The following is a 16,808-nucleotide window of genomic DNA, read 5'->3' as shown; positions in this document are numbered from 1 at the left end:
GTATCCAGCCGGTCTGGGTACAGCGGTGCGCTGACGCAGGCGCTACGGAATTCACCGATCAGTGTCAGCTGTTGTCGAACGTGATGAAGGATTGCGCTGGGTCGAAGGCAGCGTTCGTGACTAGAAGCTTTTGCCGATTGCGGTCCTTTGCGAAGGGCCGCTATGGGTCGAAAGCTGCCAGTCGCAAGTTACCGATTTCGACACAGAGCGGCCGCTCGCCAGGGGCAGCTTTCGGCCAAAAGCTGCCATTCTTAGGGAGTGCGTAGGTATATGTGAGCTAGGCAATATTCCACCTGCGTATAAATCATGCTTCGCGAAGTTTGACCTGTACGTCGGATGCTTGAAACGGCTCGTCACCGTTGTCGGGGCGAATTAGATAGGCATGGAGGTGTCGTAATAGCAGTTGCTCAACAGTCCCCGATACTCCATCTCGCTCACCTGACACTACAGTCAAACGGTCGCCGACGCGAAAGCGGAGCTTCGACAGCGCTGCTTCGTCGATTGCTCGATTCCATATCGCCTTTTTTTCATGGGTATCCGGGTCGTGGATTCCCAGCATACGATCCGTGTAAACATACGATTTTCTCAATGGCTCTACTGCCTCTGAAGCCTTTCCTGACTCCAGCAGTTCGACTCCGACCCGAAAAAATTCTATACGAAGGCTTTCTAGCATCGTATCGTTAAATGGATAAGAAAATTTCACCCATTCTGAAACCTGACCTTCAGGGTTTTTAACCTGAAACTCATAACCCCGCCAACTCAAAGGTGCTTCCGGAGCCCCATCACCAGTTGAGACCTCTAAGTAGTCTCCGAAATAGATGCTGGGAAGACTCCAGAAATAATCGCTGTTACCAGAATGTAAACCTTCGTCGTTTCGGCGGTATGTCCACACTACGCCTGGCACAAAATTATCCCCTTTAAATATCAGTGCGGCGTAATAACCTCGATGGAGGTTGTTTTCTTGATAAGCAACGGGGGACCAAGTAACTTCGGTCAAAGCCGGCACAACTCTCTGCGCGCCTGCAGAGGCGTGGTATCCACGCAGTGCAACCTCCTTTGAGTTGTGAAATGGTACCCGCCCCGGCTGCTTGGGCATCATTTGCGTCCGGACCATGGTCAACCAAGATATGTCCTTCATCGCTGCGCTTGTGAGGGCGAGACGTGAAGATGTCAAAGCTGCCTGCGCTTGCTGTAATTCTGCAGCGAGACGGGCAGCCTGTTCTTCAAGCGCTGTTGCGCGCTCTGCAGATTTGTCACGTGTCTCCACTAACTCTTTTTCAAGAGTGTCATGCTTCAATTTGAGATCGTCGACTCTTAGAATAAGGGAAGGGTCAATTTTCCCGAGAATGCTGTGACGAAGTTCTGGCGATAGTTCGCCCAATCTCTCCAATATGTCGTTTATGTGGGTTTGCTCGTCGGAGGCGGTCCCGTCTTTCAAACGCTCCAGCAGTTGAGGTAGAAAAACGTGGAGATCTACGCCGGCGTAAAACTGAGCCCTGCCGCGATTAATCGCTGGCGCGAGCTTAGTAAATACGTGAGCGTACTTGCCGCGAATAGCACCCTCATCTGACTCATAAAAAGTCCAAAGAACATCTGGATTCAACTCGGTGTCACTGACGAGATCTGAAAGGCTAGACATGAAAATATCGTCCCAGCCCCCACATCCCATAACAACCAATGTACGGTTCTGCAGCAGTCGCTCAAGTGAGCGCTTTAGTTTGTCGCGGCGGCTTCCGATTTGCGTCGGAACGTGCAGTGTATCTGTACCATACCAATAGCCATGCAGGTGCACTATCTGTATACCTGGGCCTTCGGATTGGTTCAGTGCCCCATCGTCATGCATCATGGTGCGGATATACGTACCGTGAGCGGTGCGAATGGCGGTCTGGATCAATGGATCAAAATTAGTCGTTAGGACAGTCTTTCCCAACTTCCCCGAGTGTTTTGCCAGAAGCTTGCCCAAGGCAATTAGCGACGGACGAAGATGCCAACCGGAAAAATCTTCGTCGAGAGCTCTGCACACGTTAAAGTTCAGAGTGCCCTGTGTATTAGCCTGACTCGGGGTCACCTTGCGTGCCTTAAAAACTGCACGACGTATTACCTCGTTAGCTGCATCCTGTCCTTGGTAGGCCTGCAATTGCTGAAATGCCTTTTGGTACGCGGCTCCCACGTCCGGTTGATCGCGAACGGGCGAAAATGCACTTGGTGTGTCCGTAAGCGTTTCCTCTACGAGACTCAGGATGCCAGCAACACTGGGCACGCCTGGAGCACCCTCACTTTCGGGTAGGGATAGTGCAGATCCGAAAAAGAAAATGATTTCTCTTGATGAGTGGGCGACCCTCTCAAGGAGTACGTCGTAGCTATGGAAAGTCGGATTGGGATTTGTCACCGGCACGCTCTGCGGCTCTATAAAGATTCAATAGCGGGGGTTTGTGGTGCCATCGTACGTGTTTTTCGGTTCGTGAATATACCTATGGATAAGGAAATATACCCCACCTCCGCATGACTGACTGATCGGTTGCTGAGTCGCTTGCGATGGCGGCTGCTTACTCACGGCGGAGGTGGTATCAACCATTTTGTTTTTCCTCACTTGCGAAAGCCGTCAGCGGGCCATCGAAGATGCCTCCGGCAATATGGACCAATTGATTGTCATCAAGATGGGCCTGTCCCGTGACAACGGACGCCAAGAGGCTGGCTAATGAGCCACCTTTCTCAAGCCTTTTGCATATTCGTTCGGTGAACGATAGCCCAGCGCTGAGTGCAGTCGACTGCTGTTGTAAAACCCGTGGATGTAGTTTGCGATTGCCAGGTGCGCCTGCTGCTTGCTGGGGTAAACCCGGCAGGCCTCTTCTCGCTTCAATGTGGCAGTCGACGCCTTGCGCCTTGAGTGATCAATGTATCGCTTGCACACAGGGGCTGTGCGGGTTACCGATGCCCGGCTAAGGAGTATCCAGATGGCTACCCTGTCGGCGATAGAGGCTCTTCTTCCGCACATAGCCCGGCAGGTTGGGCAGATGGCGGGCCCACAGACCAGGAATAACCACACGATTGAGGTTGGTGCTGCCTCCATCATTGGTGCAGGTTGTCGCAGCGGCTTTCCAAGCCTCGATGGCGGTGCGTACCTTATGTGGGCGCGCGACCAGCTTTTCTATCGTCACGGCAATAGCTCTCCATGCCCGAGCTAGGCGGGCTTGAGTTGTTCAAAGTGGAGGGAGCATAGCGCGATACCTCGTTGTCACTATTAGGTAGTGCCACTAGTCTCTGATTTGGGCCCCACTTTTTGCGTTACGCGTTGAGGGACTGAAAATGCCTTATAGCGATCAAAGGTACCGAGCCTACCAGCTGCTTAGAGAGCTGGATGCATCGACCTCCATAGTCATGAACGAAGTTGCTTATGGCCGGATCGGTGGACCCTCTTGGGAAGAGGCCGTGCTGCTGCAGCAGAAGGCATTCAAAGACTGGATTGACTTTGCAGAGACGTTGATTATGCCTGACATCCAAGCCAGCAGTCTGGTGTACTCAGAGGATCAAGGGTTGCAAGATCAGGCATGAGCCGCGTTGCGTGAGGTCGACGCTGGCCATTCAAATGATAGTTTAGGTGATATTCCTCATCACCTTTTGACATTTTATTTGATGATGTCCATCTTCCTAGGCTTGCTCGCAGCGTACATCACTCTTCATTCCATGGCGCCGGGGCACATGCAGGTGTTGGTCCATTCTGTTTTCGTGCGGGGAGAGCTGGCGCTCGTTCCCGGCCTGCAGCTGGCTGTCGGGGATGCAGCTGATGCCGACGTCGTTGAGCAGGTAGCAGGTGACGCCGCGCTGGCTGTCGCGCTGCACGTTGATCACGTTTTCGGTTGCGCTGGCACCGGTGGCCAGCAACGGGTTTTGAGTTTGTAATGTTGGCCCGTGAGGAGTCGTTACGCCAGCATTCCCAGCCACATCGTCCCGAGAATAATGAGCTGCGCCGGGACCAGGTACCGCGCAAAATCGTAGCCACCATTGCTGAACGCCAAGACACATTTGGTCAGTGTGTTCCCCGTCAAAGCCATCATGCCTGGCACCACCAGCTCGGTCATTTGCAGCCGACCTGACACAACCAGCGAGGCTGCCGACGCCGTTGCTGCGTGGGCATCGCCTAGGCCGCTGACGAACGCTGCGATGCTGGCCCCGTTGTGTCCCAAGTGTTCAAGCAGAAACGCCGAGAGCAAAGCGATGCTGGTCAGGGCGAGCGTGATGATCAGGGCTGTCCACAGATTGAAGGCACCATCGCCTGGATGCACCGCCGAGCTGCTTGATACCCCGCGCCATGGCGCGAGTAACAATACGCCATAGATCGCGGTAACCAGTACACCGAGGCCGACCGCAGGCAGGAAAGGGGCGAGTAGGTGGCGGTCGATGATACTCAGCACTAGGGCGAATTGGGTGATGGTAGCCAGGTTGGACAGTACCGCCGCCGCAGCGATGGGACGCACCGCAGCACTTTGTCGCCTGGCTTCATGGGCCAGCAGAGCAATGGTTGCGGAACCCGAAGCAAAGCCTGAAGCGATAGCGCTTAAAGGCAGGCCATAGCGCGGGCCCATGAGGCGCATGGCAATATGGCCCAACGCCGCCACCGCCATCAGCAGGACGACCAAGGTGCATAGGGTACGTGGGTTGAGCACATTATATGGGCCCAGGAAGCGGTCGGGTGTAAGTGGCAATACGACCAAGGCTACCGTCAGCAACGTCAGGCCATCGCGTAGCTCCTGCTCGCTCAATTGCTGCAGCACGAAATGATGTAGCTCACGACGCAGCGCCAGCAGTACGGTCGAGACCACACCTGCCGCGGCGGCGAGTTCAGGCTCGGCAACGCTCAGCGCGCCCAGGACAAGCACCAGCAAGAGAGCAATCTCGCCAGTGACATCCGGCGCTTTCTTGGGCGAGAGGCGGTTCTGCAGGCAGAGCATCAGTACCAGGCCCAGACTTGTTGTTCCGACCAGCACCGCTCCTGCCAGCAGCATGCTGACGTAGCCCAGCAGGGCGGTAATGGCGAAGGTCCTCAATCCGGCGGCGGCAGGCTCTTCGTCGCGACGCTTCTTGCGTTCGCGCTCAAGGCCCACCAGCATGCCGATGCCCAGCGCCACGGCGCCGTGACCAACATTCAGCGTGTCGAGCATGGCGCTTTCAGGGTGTGCTTGCGTTCACTGTAAGGGTCGCCTTGTTCAAGCACTATCAGTGCTGGCATGTCGAGTATCTCCACCAGCCTGCCACGCAGACTGACGATGCCTTGCGCACGCAAGCGGGCGACCGATCGGCATACCGTCTCCAGGCGCAGGCCCAGGTACGATGCCATGTCCTCGCGCGACATGCGTAACATGAAACCATGGGCGGAGTAGCCACGGTTCACGAAGCGCCTTGACAGCTCGATCAGAAAGCTGGCCAGGCGCTGCTCGGCGGTGAGGTTGCACAGCATCAGTACGCGCTCGTGCTCACGCACAATCTCCCGGCTCATCAAGCGGTTCAGGCTTTGCTGCAATACCGGAAAGTCCCGTGTAAGCGCTTGCAGGCGACGATACGGGACCGGGCAGACTTCGCTGTCTTCCAGCGCAATCGCGTCGCAGACATGGTGGTCGGTAGCGATGGCATCCAGGCCAAGCACGTCACCAGGCATCCAGAAGTTGATCACTACACCCTGGCCTTCGGCGCTGTTCAGGCTGGTCTTGAAGCTACCGCAGCGCACGGCATAGAGCGTGGTCAAGGGGGCATTGGCATTGAACAAAGCCGTGCCTTTGCGGATGCGCATGCGCGGCCCTATCAGCACGCCCAGGCAGCTGTTGTCATGCAGGGGCAGACCGGTGGGCAGACACAAACCGCTGACCCGACAATCGCGACACAGCGTCTCCAGTGGTTCCAGGTGAACCGGAGGCGAAGCAGCCTGCTCGAGCAGCGTGACTTTCAGTTGGCCTGACATGTTCAGGCCTCCTTCGCATATCGCAGATCCGCGCGGGGCGTCACGCTTGGGCGGGACGACCAGTCCGCCAGCATGTCCAGTGAATGGGGGGCGTTGAGGCGGGCGTTGAGCCGCTCGACAAACTGTTGGGCTTCAGCAGCCGTGTTGAAACTTACCCGCCAGTCGTCCATACGGACCCACCAGCGGTTCTGTTCAGTTTTGCACTCGACGTAGATGTTCATTTTTGCCTCCGGAGCATGCATGGGCAGGAACAATGCGAAGTGAAGGCGTCCCTGCCGACCAGCCGCGAGGTTTAGGGCGTTATCGCCACTTTCATGACGCCATCGCGTTGGTGGGCAAACAGCTCGTAGGCGGCTTCGATGTCATCGAGGCGCATGCGGTGCGTTACCAGTGGCGAAACGTCGACCCGGCCACTGGCGACCACCTCCATCAACCGTCGCATGCGCTCCTTGCCGCCGGGGCACAGGGTGGTGATGATGCGGTAGTCACCCAAGCCAGCGGCGAACGGGCCCTGTGGTATGCGCAGGTCGGCGCTGTACACGCCTAGGCTGGACAAGGTGCCGCCTGGCCGCAGCACCCGCAGCGCCGCCTCAAAGGTGGCTTGCGTGCCCAGTGCTTCGATCGCCACATCCACGCCGCGCCCGTCTGTGAGCGCCATGATCTGCTCGACCACGTAACCCTGCCTGAAATCGACGATGTGGTCGGCGCCCATGCGGCGAGCGACACTGATCCGCTCGGCCACGGTATCGACGCCAATGATGGTGGTCGCGCCGAGCAGCCGTGCCCCGGCGACCGCGCACAGGCCGATTGGCCCCAGGGCGAGCACGGCCACGGTGTCACCCAGAGTCACGCCACCGCGTTCGGCCCCGGAAAAACCGGTGGACATGATGTCTGGGCACATCAGTACCTGCTCGTCGCTTAGCTGATCGGGAATGGGGGAGAGGTTGGCCATGGCGTCCGGCACTCGCACGTATTCGGCCTGGCAGCCGTCGATGATGTTGCCGAACTTCCAGCCGCCGATGGCCTTGAAGCCATGCGCGGTGTCCACTCCGTCCTGTGAGCTGCACCCGCACAAGCAGGCGTTGCTATGGCCGCTGGGAGTGATGGCGCCGGCAATGACGCGTTGGCCCTCATGGAAACCTTGAACCTGCGCGCCGAGTTTCTCGATCACACCAACCGGTTCGTGGCCGACGATGAGCCCCTTGGCCACCGGGTATTCGCCGCGCAGGATATGCACGTCGGTGCCGCAGATCGTGGTAGTGGTGATGCGTAGCAGGGCGTCCAGCGGGCCGATGTCAGGTATGGGTTTTTCGTCCAGCACGATACGGTTCTTTTCGACGAACACCGCTGCTTTCATGAGGGCCATGGCACGCCTCCGGGGCTGGAGATTGTTGTTGATATGGGAGTAGCGTGCGCCCACTAATCGGCGATACGTTGATCCTCGTCAAGATTGCGTTCTGTTGGAAATGCCGTTGGTCCGTTGGGGCGTCAGTTGACAAACGTCAAGTCAGCAAAGCACGGGTAACCGATGCTTCGGGTACGTACCACAACCGCCGAGGTGTGCCATGGAGACCCCGCAAAGACTGCTGTTGATTGCATCGCCTCTGATGCGCCGAACCCCCGTCTACGACCGAGCTGCCGCCTTGGCCAAGGCCAAGGGCATGGCGCTGCACATCGTGGCTTTCGATTATGTGGAAGGGCTTGCCACGGCGGGCCTGGTCAATGACCAGGCTCTGGCAGTGATGCGCGAAGGCTATGTGCAACAACACCGAGAGTGGCTGGAAAGCCAGGCGCAGCCGATGCGGCGCAACGGTGTCACGGTTACCACCGAAGTGGTGTGGGTGCAGCATCCCTTGAACGAGATTCTGGTGCATCTGCGCGAGCAGTCTTTCGCCATGCTGATCAAGGAGTTCGAGCATGAGCCATGGTGGATGCGGGCCATGTTCACCTCCCTGGATATCCAGCTGCTGCGCGAAACCCGCATTCCGTTGCATCTGGTGCACAAGGCCAGCCATGCGCTGCCGCGCCGGGTCCTCGCGGCCGTGGACCTGTCCAGGCCCGAGGATCAATTCGAAGGCTTCAACGACCAGATAATCAGCGAAGCGTTGAAACTGGCCCTGCAGTGCAAGGCGCAGATCGAACTGCTGTATGCCTACGATCTGGGTTCGATGTACTTGGACGCCGACGGCAGCCGGGAGCATTCGTTCCTGTTCGATTCCAACCTCGCCCAGACGCTTCACGAGGTCCAGAGCGATGCTTTCCAGGTCCTTGCCGAGCGCAATGGCATCGCCGTCGAGCACCGCCATATGCGCATAGGCGACCCGGCCAAGGTTCTGGCAGTGTTCATGGACAACAATGATATCGATGTGCTGGTGATGGGCAGTTATCACCACCACGGTATCGGCTGGTTCATTGGCACTACCGCCGAGCGGGTACTGCATCGGTTGTCCAGCAGCGTGCTGGTGATTTCCCCCGAACATTCTCAAGGGTAAGACACAAGGCCCGCAAGGGCCTTGTTTTTCAGGCACGCAGGTCAAGTTCGTGAAGGATCTCGCTGACATCGCCGCCCAGGTAGAGTGAGGTGAATCCCTGTGCCTTGGTCAGTCGGTGCATAGCGTAATTGTTCGCCTTGTCCCTGGAAATCATCCATTCATATCCATTGCGCCGTGCCGCTTCGATCAGGTGCAGCAGCAGGCGCGTGCCCAGACCTTTGCGCTGCCAGTCTTCACACACCGCGACTGCACATTCGCATCGCAGGCTGCCTGGTATGCCAGCGTAACGGCTGACACCAATCTGCTGCAAACAGCCGTCGACGTGGGCCAGCGCGATGTAGCCCATGCGCTGATGATAGTCGATGGGCATCCGTTGCGGGTCCAGGCTGGGCAGGCCGCTGCTGATCCCGGCGATGAAGCGAAAGCGCCGGGCCTCGTAAGCGATCGAGCTGAGAAAACGTCGGTCGCGGTCGTGATCTTCCTCGCGTAATGGGCGTATTAGCACGGGCGTACCGTCATTTAGCTTTTCAACCCAGTGCTCGCCGGCGTCCGAATGCTCAGTCTGCAGTGTGTTCATGTTGCCTCCCGCTATCCGGATAGATGCCTGAAACCGTTGTAACGTGGCCGGTCGCTGCGGTTCTGACAATCGTCAAGTTCGGGCTGGATCAATCGTTTCTGATATGCATCAAGCGCCAGCGCGACCGCCCTTGGAAAATCCCGGTCATCACACCCCAGCGGCGCAAGCCCGGAGGTCCACCATGAGTCAATATCGACACTTGCTGGTGCTACTTACCGATGTAGATCCGCATTCGGCCGCGCTGCGTAGGGGACTGGCGCTGGCGCATGCCAGCGGAGCCAGCGTGCACGTGCTGGGGCTGTTCGAGCCGAGCGAGGCACACTTGCTGCGCGAAGAGCGGCTCAATGAGGCCGATATCAAGCGCCAGTACGATCACTATCGCGAGCAATTGCGAACGCTGGTCGAGCGGCACCGCGGCAGCGGCGTGGCGCTGACGGTCGACAGCCTCGCCGCCGACGATATCCGCAGCGAGGCCATTGAGTACATCAGCGAACTGCAGCCGGACATGGTCATCAAGGACAGTGAAGCCGCTTCGGCCATGGCGCGGCTATTCGGCACACCGTTGGACTGTGCACTGATGCGCGGCTTCAAGGGGCTTACTCTGTTCGTGCCGATGGCAGCCGTTTCATTACCCCGGCGCGTTCTCGTAGCCGTGGACACCAGCTTCAGCGAGACGCCAGCCGTTCAGGAACAGTTCAACCGAGGGCTCATTCGTGTCGCCCAGGCCTTGGCACTGCAGTGCGATGCCCAGTTGCACCTGCTGTCTGCCTACAACATGGTTGGAGTGTTCGCGGCTGATATCAGCGTCACCCAGGCGTGGGTCGAGGAGATGCGCGAAGCACTCCAGGAGCCCTTCAACACCCTGGCCGAAGCCGAAGGGGTGGCGCCGGACCGCCGGCATTTCATGGAGGGCGGGCCGGTGCAGGTGATCCGCGAACAGGTCGCGACCCTGGAGGTCGACGCGGTGGTAATGGGCGTGGTGCAGCCGAAAGGGCTGGACAAGCTTTTGGGCGACACCACTGAACGCATCGTCGGCCACCCTCCGTGCAGCGTGCTCGCGGTTCATCCCTCTGTGTTCGAAGCCCAGGAGCCTTGGCCATGCAACTGACCTTTCTAGGTGGCACCGGTACGGTGACCGGCAGCAAATTCCTGTTGACCCACAACAGCACGCGGATACTGGTCGACTGCGGGTTGTTCCAGGGCTACAAGCAATTGCGCCTACGCAATTGGGAGCCCTTGCCACCGACACTTCGGGGGCTCGATGCGGTCGTGCTGACGCACGCCCATCTCGACCATAGCGGCTACCTGCCGGTGCTGGCTAGGGAAGGCTATAGCGGTCCGATCTATGCCAGCCCGGCAACCTGCGCCCTGGCTGAAGTGCTTTTGCTCGACAGCGCGCGGCTGCAGGAGGAACAGGCCGAACATGCCAATCGCCACGGATATTCCAAACACACGCCGGCGCGGCCGCTCTACACCGAACAGGATGCGAAGCGGGCGCTGGCACTGATGCGCCCGGTGGAGCTGCATCAGGCAACGTCGATCGCCGAGGGCATGGACCTGCTGTTGCGCACGGCCGGCCATATCCTGGGGGCGGCGACGGTGCAGATCAGCGCCGAGGGACAGACCTTGATTTTCTCGGGTGACCTGGGCAGGCCGCAAGACCCGATCATGCGGGCGCCGGAGCTGATCCGCACGGCGGATGTATTGCTGGTGGAGTCCACCTACGGTGATCGCCAGCACCCGGCAGAATCGACAGAGCAATATCTGGCCCAGGTCATCAACCAGACACTCCTGCGCCATGGCATCGTCCTGGTTCCCTCATTCGCAGTCGGGCGCGCCCAACTGCTGATGTATTACCTCTACAAGCTCAAGCGTGACCGGCTGATCCCGGATATCCCGGTGTACCTCAACAGCCCGATGGCCACCGATGCCACCGCCCTGTATCAGCAGTTTCGCAACGAGCATCGGCTACCGGCGGCGGAATGCGCTGCGATGTGCAAGGGCACACAGATCATCCGCACGGTCGATGAGTCCCGCTATCTGGACCAGCTGCGCGAGCCGGCGGTGATCATTGCCGCAAGTGGCATGGCCAGCGGTGGGCGTGTGTTGCACCACCTGAAGGCGCTGGCCCCGAACCCGCGTAACAGTATCGTGTTTTCCGGCTTCCAGGCGGGAGGCACGAGGGGCGCCGATATTGTCGCTGGTGCCCGCAGCGTGCGCCTGCAGGGCGAGGACGTACCCATCCGGGCGCAGGTGCACGCAATGGAAAATCTTTCCGCCCATGCCGACGCCGACGAAATCATGGAGTGGTTGCGCGGCTTCACCCGGCCACCGCGGCAGACCTACGTCATCCATGGCGAGCCACATGCCGCCGACACCTTGCGACGGCGCATCAGCCTGGAGCTGGGCTGGCAGGTGTGCGTGCCGGAATATCAGGAAACCGTTGCCATAGACACTGTGCGCTGAACCCAGCGATGGAGGTAGTCATGAACACGCAAGCACGAGCGAAACTACGGGCCTGGATACACCGCCCCAGGGGCAGCCTAGGTTGGATCGTGGCCATCGCCGCGATACTCCTTGCGGCATCTGTCTATCGCGCCGTGAGCCCGAGTTGGCGCATGCCCATGCGTGATCCGGTCGTGCTCCTGAGCCTGCTGGCATTGAGTGTGGCGCTGGGCTGGGCAGTGCAGCGCGGCGTGAAACGCACGGTCGGCAAAGCAATTTTCAACGGCCAGGAGTCGGGCTGGCAGGCCAGGCTGGCATTTTTGCGCTCGATCACCCGGGAATCGAACGTGCTGATGGGTATGCTGTTGCTCCTGGCGGTGCTGGGCGGTGCCACCGTATGGCTGGCCGGGCGCTCCGTGGCGCAGATCGTGGAAAACTGTGCGGCCAACCTGCAGGCACAGGTACAGGTGCCCGAAAAAGAGCAGCTTTCGGCGTTGGTCGGCAAGCCCGTGTGCACCTGCCTGGCGCAAACCTTTCTGGAGCGTAATGGGGTGATCCGCCTGGCTCTGTTCGAGACCCCGATGCAGGAAGTGAGCGGCCTGAGGGCGCTGACCCTCGCTGATGAGCATCGCTGCCTCGCGCAGTTCGATCTGATACCCGAAGAAGGCAGTGCAACCACGCCTTGACACCAAGAGGTTGCTGTTCTCTGGAAGCTCGATGAATGGAGGGCGCGGATCGCAGCACGGGCGTAACGGATGTCGCGTGACCTTGCGTTGCAGACCTTGTTTGCGGACCGTACCGAGGCCGGGCGTTGCCTGGTACAACCGATGGTGGCAGATCAACAACAGTCGCGTCAGAGCGTTGATGGTGTCCTCCGCAGCGATGGCCGCCTTGATGGCCGCTTACTGGTTCAGGCAAAGGGTGGCGAAGGTGCCAGGATGCCTCGATATTTATCAAGAGCAAGCCAGCACACGCTTCGATAGTGACAATCGCAGGCAACCCTACAGCTGCGCCAGGAGGTGCCTGATGATCCACCACGAAGCGCGCTATCAGTTCTCTATTAAGCGGCCAGTGCTTGTCACCTCCGTCAAGTGCCTCGTCGGTGTATTGCGTGTTCATTCCGCGTACGGGTATTGGGATGCCAAAGCACTGGTCAGTGCCACGTGCACCTGAAGCAATCCGAATATCCTTACTTACCCCGGTGCTAAGCTTTTTCGTGGTCAGCAGCTGCATTCAGTCCATTATGTTAAGCCGCAGACCTTATCGGGCAAGCGGGCACTGGTCGTCGGTGGCAGCAAGTACGGGGCACAAATTCTCGCAGAGGCTTCCCAAGTCGCGGATGCGACCTGGGTAACAGCCACCGGCCCAATTTTCCTGTCTGATGATGTGGATGGTCGAGTGGTGTTCGAACGGGCGACATAGCGCTGAAAATCACAGATGGAGGGCGTGTCAATGAGCAGCTAGTCGGCGGGTTGGGCGATATCGTGATGGTCCCGCCTGTGGTCGAGGCACGTGAACGAGATGTTCTGCACGCTTTGCGGCCCTTCGTTCTCTTCAACCCCGACGGTGTGATCTGGTGCACCGGATTTAAGCCAGCGCTGGGGCACTTGGCGAGCCTCGGGGTAGTCACGGTGGATGGACGCGTCGAAGTTACAGGTACACGTGCAGTGGATGCGCCTGGGCTATGGCTGCTGGGTTATGGCGAGTGGACAGGCTCTGCATCCGCGACCTTGATCGGGGTGACACGCACAGCCCGGAGCACTGTTGCTGAGATCGAGCAGTTTCTGGTGAAAGCGGAGGCGTGAGTGCCCCCGCTATTCCGCTGTGATTAGTGGATCTGCTGCGTCATTTCGCTGTGTCTGGGCAACCCGATCGAGATGAGCGCAGCAGCCAATACGAAAATGCTGGAAACCCACAAACAGGCCTCTAGCCCGTGGGCTTGGAACACCCAACCTGAAAGCAGCGTGCCAACCAGCCGACCAAGCGCGTTGGACATGTAATAGAAGCCAACGTCCAGGGAGACGCCGTCTTCCTTTGCATAGCTGACAATCAGGTAGCTGTGCAGTGATGAGTTCACCGCGAACAGCACGCCAAACAACATCAACCCACCGAGCAGCACTACCTGCGCCGACCACCCCGCCGATAGGCCCACGGCAATAAGCGCAGGCAGTCCAGCCAGGGCGATCGCCCAGATGAAGGCTGCCCGGCCGTCGGGCACATGACCACGCTTCTTGCCAGTGATGTGAGGAGCAAACGACTGGACGATGCCGTAGCCAATGATCCACGCGGCCAAGAAGCCACCGACCAGCCAGAAGTCCCAGCCAAACGCGGTGCTCAGGTACACCGGCAGCGCCACGACGAACCAGACGTCCCGGGCACCGAAGAGAAACAGCCGTGCGGCCGAAAGGATGTTGATGGCCCGGCTCTTGGACAGCATGTCGCGGAACTTGGGTTTGGCCTTGGCTTTGCCCAAGTCCTTTTTCAGCAGCACCAGGCTGCCGATCCAGATCATGGCCAGTACTGCTGCCATGGCCAGCACTGCCAGGGTAAAACCGAGCAACGCAAGCAGTGCTCCCCCGAGGAAGAAACCCACGCCTTTGAGCGCGTTCTTCGAGCCCGTCAGTATGGCCACCCATTTGTAGAGAGTGCCTTGCTGGCTGTCCGGAACCAGGAGCTTGATAGAGCCCTTGGCGCTCATCTTGTTCAGGTCCTTGGCGATGCCGGACAGCGCCTGAGCGGCCATCACCCAGGGCACTGTCAACCAAGCCGCCGGTACCGTGAGCATCAGCAAGGCTACGACCTGCATGCCCAAGCCGATGTTCATGGTGCGGTTGAGCCCTAGGCGGGCGCCGAGGTAGCCACCCACCAGGTTGGTGATCACGCCGAACACTTCGTAGAACAGGAACAGCGCGGCGATCTGCAGCGGCGTGTAGCCCAGCGAATGGAAGTGCAGTACCACCAACATGCGCAATGCGCCGTCGGTGAGGGTGAAGGCCCAGTAGTTGCCGGTAACCAGCAGGTACTGACGCACTTCCGCAGACAGGGCTGACAACGCCTTCATGATCGCTGTTTACTCCGCTGCGCCGACCAGGCGGGCCAGTTCCGCTGCACGGTTGGCGTAGCCCCATTCGTTGTCATACCAGGCGTAGAGCTTCACCTGGGTGCCATTGACCACCAAGGTCGACAGTGCGTCGATGATCGAGGAGCGCGGATCGGTGCGGTAGTCGATGGACACCAAGGGGCGCTCTTCGTAGCCCAGGATGTCTTTCAACGGGCCTTCGGCCGCCGCCTTCAGCAGCGCGTTGACCTCTTCAGCCGTGGTCTCACGTTCCACTTCGAACACGCAGTCGGTCAGCGAGGCGTTGGCCAGCGGTACGCGCACGGCGTGACCATTCAACTTGCCGCGCAGCTCGGGGAAGATCTCGGCGATCGCAGTAGCCGAGCCCGTGGTGGTTGGGATCAGGCTCATGCCCGAGGCACGGGCGCGGCGCAGGTCCTTGTGCGGCGTATCGAGGATGCTCTGGGTATTGGTGAGGTCGTGAATGGTGGTGATCGAGCCGTGGCGAATGCCCAGGTTCTCGTGAATCACCTTGACCACCGGGGCCAGGCAGTTAGTGGTGCAGGAGGCGGCGGTGACGATACGATGCAGCGCCGGGTCGAACAGGTGCTGGTTGACGCCCATCACCACGTTCAGTGCGCCTTTCTCCTTTATTGGAGCGCAGACGACCACACGTTTGACGCCTTGATCCAGGTAGGCCTGGAGCACGGCTACCGACTTCATCTTGCCGCTGGCCTCGATGACCAGGTCGCAGCCCGACCAGTCGGTGTCGGCGATGGTCTTGTTCGCGGTGACCTGAATGCGCTTGCCGTCGATCACCACCATACTGCCCTCAGCACGGGCTTCACGATGCCAGCGGCCGTGGACCGAGTCGAAGTTGATCAGGTGGGCATGGGTCTCGGCGTCGCCGGCCGGGTCATTGATCTGCACAAACTCGAATTCTGGCCAGTCCCAAGACGCGCGCAGCGCCAAGCGACCGATGCGGCCAAACCCATTGATGCCTACTTTGATTGCCATGTTGTTGTTCTCGCGTAGCCGTCAGCGGACGGTCAGAGGGTATTGGCGAACTGGTTGATGTAGTCGACGTGCGCAGGGTTCTGAATTGCACGTGGGCGCAGGGCCTGGACCTGAGCAACAGCTTCCTGCACTGGAATGCCGCACTCGATCATCAGGCGGGCCGCAAACAGGCCGGTGCGGCCGGAGCCACCTTTGCAGTGAATGGCGATCGTCTTGCCAGTCATCACCAACTCTTTCAGACGTTCCCGGTGGATCTCCCAGGCGGCAGCAAAGAGTTCGCCGGGTGCCTGGTCGTCCTCCACCGGCAGGTGGAACCATTCGAGGCCGAGCAGTTGGCACTCCTCGGGCAGCAGATCGATCTCGTTCTGGAGCAGTTCTTCACTTGGCATCAGGGTCACCAGTGCACTCGCACCGGCTTCGCGCAGCGTTGCCAGCGCCTGAGATACCGAGGTGTCCTTGGTACCTGGGCACGGAGTGAAGATCAGCTGGCCGACCAGTTCGGAATTGGCCAACACGGAATACGGGTGCAATTGCATGCTCACAAAGCCTCAAATGGATCGTTGATTGACACGCTTGGATAGTTCTTCAGCCGACTCTTTACGTTCGGAGTAGCGATCGACCAGGTAGTCGGAGCGGTCGCGAAGCAGCAGGGTGAACTTCACCAGCTCCTCCATCACGTCGACGACACGGTCGTAGTACGCCGAGGGCTTCATGCGGCCGGCCTCGTCGAACTCCAGGTAGGCCTTGGGTACGGATGACTGGTTGGGGATGGTGAACATGCGCATCCAGCGGCCGAGGACGCGCAGCTGGTTCACAACGTTGAACGACTGCGAGCCGCCGCAGACCTGCATCACTGCGAGGGTCTTGCCTTGCGTCGGGCGCACGGCGCCCATGCTCAGTGGAATCCAGTCGATCTGCGACTTGAACACGCCGGTCATCGCGCCGTGGCGCTCAGGCGAGCACCAGACCATGCCTTCCGACCACAGCACCAGGTCACGTAGTTCCTTGACCATGGGGTGGTCATCGGACACATCATCCGCCAGTGGCAGGCCAGTGGGATTGAAGATCCGCGTCTCCGCACCGAAGTGCTCCAGCAGGCGTGCCGCTTCTTCTGTCAGCAGACGGCTGAAGGAGCGTTCGCGGGTCGATCCGTACAGCAGCAGGATGCGCGGTTTATGGGTGGACTGCTGCTCGACTGCCAGTTTGTCTGCTGTCGGCAGGTCGACCAGCTCGTTGTCGATATTGGGGATGTGGTGTTCGGTCATG

16 protein-coding genes and 2 pseudogenes are annotated in these 16,808 nt (G+C 59.4%); 6 read left to right on the top strand and 12 right to left on the bottom strand.

All coding sequences use genetic code 11. The features are described from left to right. Nucleotides 1–304: 304 nt before the first annotated feature. Nucleotides 305–2,395, bottom strand: a complete 2,091-nt coding sequence (locus tag ACQ4N9_RS14990; RefSeq protein ID WP_430933160.1) for an SIR2 family protein — start codon at nt 2,393–2,395, stop codon at nt 305–307. 300 nt (nt 2,396–2,695) lie between these two features. Further along, a complete protein-coding gene (locus tag ACQ4N9_RS14985; RefSeq protein WP_430933172.1) occupies nt 2,696–2,995 on the bottom strand; it encodes an IS3 family transposase in 300 nt (99 codons plus the stop codon). A gap of 383 nt (nt 2,996–3,378) precedes the next feature. Between ACQ4N9_RS14985 and ACQ4N9_RS14980 the strand changes: the two genes are divergently transcribed. Beyond that, a complete protein-coding gene (locus ACQ4N9_RS14980; protein WP_323830489.1) occupies nt 3,379–3,552 on the top strand; it encodes a hypothetical protein in 174 nt (57 codons plus the stop codon). Between the two features lie 118 nt (nt 3,553–3,670). Here ACQ4N9_RS14980 and ACQ4N9_RS14975 read toward each other — a convergent pair. The 5 genes and pseudogenes from ACQ4N9_RS14975 to ACQ4N9_RS14955 form a co-directional block, all read right to left on the bottom strand. Next, nucleotides 3,671–3,882 (bottom strand): annotated as a pseudogene (locus ACQ4N9_RS14975) (hypothetical protein). 38 nt (nt 3,883–3,920) lie between these two features. After that, the gene (locus ACQ4N9_RS14970; protein ID WP_323830490.1) at nt 3,921–5,159 is read right to left on the bottom strand and encodes an MgtC/SapB family protein; all 1,239 of its coding nucleotides are present in this window, start codon (nt 5,157–5,159) and stop codon (nt 3,921–3,923) included. Next, on the bottom strand, nt 5,144–5,953 hold the full coding sequence (locus ACQ4N9_RS14965) for a helix-turn-helix domain-containing protein (RefSeq protein ID WP_279846659.1): 810 nt from the start codon (nt 5,951–5,953) through the stop codon (nt 5,144–5,146). The genes ACQ4N9_RS14970 and ACQ4N9_RS14965 overlap by 16 nt, the downstream gene beginning before the upstream one ends. Nucleotides 5,954–5,955: 2 nt before the next feature. Then, nucleotides 5,956–6,174 carry a hypothetical protein gene (locus ACQ4N9_RS14960; RefSeq protein WP_323830491.1) on the bottom strand — a complete coding sequence of 73 codons (219 nt, stop codon included), beginning with the start codon at nt 6,172–6,174 and terminating at the stop codon, nt 5,956–5,958. Nucleotides 6,175–6,245: 71 nt separating this feature from the next. Beyond that, complete coding sequence (locus tag ACQ4N9_RS14955; RefSeq protein WP_323830492.1) at nt 6,246–7,319, bottom strand: NAD(P)-dependent alcohol dehydrogenase; 1,074 nt, start codon at nt 7,317–7,319, stop codon at nt 6,246–6,248. A gap of 199 nt (nt 7,320–7,518) precedes the next feature. Here ACQ4N9_RS14955 and ACQ4N9_RS14950 point away from each other — a divergent pair, with 199 nt between their 5' ends. Next, nucleotides 7,519–8,445, top strand: a complete 927-nt coding sequence (locus ACQ4N9_RS14950; protein WP_279846656.1) for a universal stress protein — start codon at nt 7,519–7,521, stop codon at nt 8,443–8,445. 28 nt (nt 8,446–8,473) lie between these two features. Here ACQ4N9_RS14950 and ACQ4N9_RS14945 read toward each other — a convergent pair whose 3' ends face one another. Further along, nucleotides 8,474–9,022 (bottom strand): GNAT family N-acetyltransferase, encoded by a 549-nt coding sequence (locus ACQ4N9_RS14945; protein ID WP_323830494.1) that lies wholly within the window; start codon nt 9,020–9,022, stop codon nt 8,474–8,476. 181 nt (nt 9,023–9,203) lie between these two features. On the opposite strand from ACQ4N9_RS14945, the gene ACQ4N9_RS14940 reads away from it, so the two are divergent. From ACQ4N9_RS14940 to ACQ4N9_RS14925, 4 genes and pseudogenes are all read left to right on the top strand, one after another. Next, entirely contained in the window at nt 9,204–10,130 is a 927-nt protein-coding gene (locus tag ACQ4N9_RS14940) for a universal stress protein (RefSeq protein ID WP_279846654.1), read from the top strand. After that, nucleotides 10,121–11,488: an MBL fold metallo-hydrolase gene (locus tag ACQ4N9_RS14935; protein ID WP_323830495.1), complete on the top strand. Its 1,368-nt coding sequence runs from the start codon at nt 10,121–10,123 to the stop codon at nt 11,486–11,488. Before ACQ4N9_RS14940 ends, ACQ4N9_RS14935 begins: the two co-directional genes overlap by 10 nt. 20 nt (nt 11,489–11,508) lie before the next feature. Continuing rightward, nucleotides 11,509–12,153: a hypothetical protein gene (locus ACQ4N9_RS14930; protein WP_323830496.1), complete on the top strand. Its 645-nt coding sequence runs from the start codon at nt 11,509–11,511 to the stop codon at nt 12,151–12,153. A 349-nt stretch (nt 12,154–12,502) separates the two neighbouring features. Next, a pseudogene (locus ACQ4N9_RS14925) lies at nt 12,503–13,272 on the top strand (pyridine nucleotide-disulfide oxidoreductase); the annotation flags it as partial. Nucleotides 13,273–13,295: 23 nt separating this feature from the next. On the opposite strand, the gene arsJ reads toward ACQ4N9_RS14925, so the two are convergent. From arsJ to arsH, 4 genes are read right to left on the bottom strand one after another with little or no spacing between them, the layout of a single operon-like run. Continuing rightward, nucleotides 13,296–14,528 (bottom strand): organoarsenical effux MFS transporter ArsJ, encoded by a 1,233-nt coding sequence (gene arsJ, locus ACQ4N9_RS14920; RefSeq protein ID WP_323830497.1) that lies wholly within the window; start codon nt 14,526–14,528, stop codon nt 13,296–13,298. A 9-nt stretch (nt 14,529–14,537) separates the two neighbouring features. Beyond that, nucleotides 14,538–15,542 (bottom strand): ArsJ-associated glyceraldehyde-3-phosphate dehydrogenase, encoded by a 1,005-nt coding sequence (locus ACQ4N9_RS14915; protein ID WP_323830498.1) that lies wholly within the window; start codon nt 15,540–15,542, stop codon nt 14,538–14,540. 32 nt (nt 15,543–15,574) lie between these two features. After that, on the bottom strand, nt 15,575–16,078 hold the full coding sequence (locus ACQ4N9_RS14910; protein ID WP_323830499.1) for a cyclin-dependent kinase inhibitor 3 family protein: 504 nt from the start codon (nt 16,076–16,078) through the stop codon (nt 15,575–15,577). Between the two features lie 12 nt (nt 16,079–16,090). Further along, entirely contained in the window at nt 16,091–16,807 is a 717-nt protein-coding gene (gene arsH, locus ACQ4N9_RS14905; protein WP_323830500.1) for an arsenical resistance protein ArsH, read from the bottom strand. Nucleotide 16,808 lies beyond the last annotated feature (1 nt).

It is taken from the genome of Pseudomonas sp. ES1 (assembly GCF_050586605.1).
Lineage (GTDB): Bacteria > Pseudomonadota > Gammaproteobacteria > Pseudomonadales > Pseudomonadaceae > Aquipseudomonas > Aquipseudomonas sichuanensis.
Note: the sequence above shows the minus strand (reverse complement) of the source record. Positions and strands in the feature narration are given on the sequence as shown.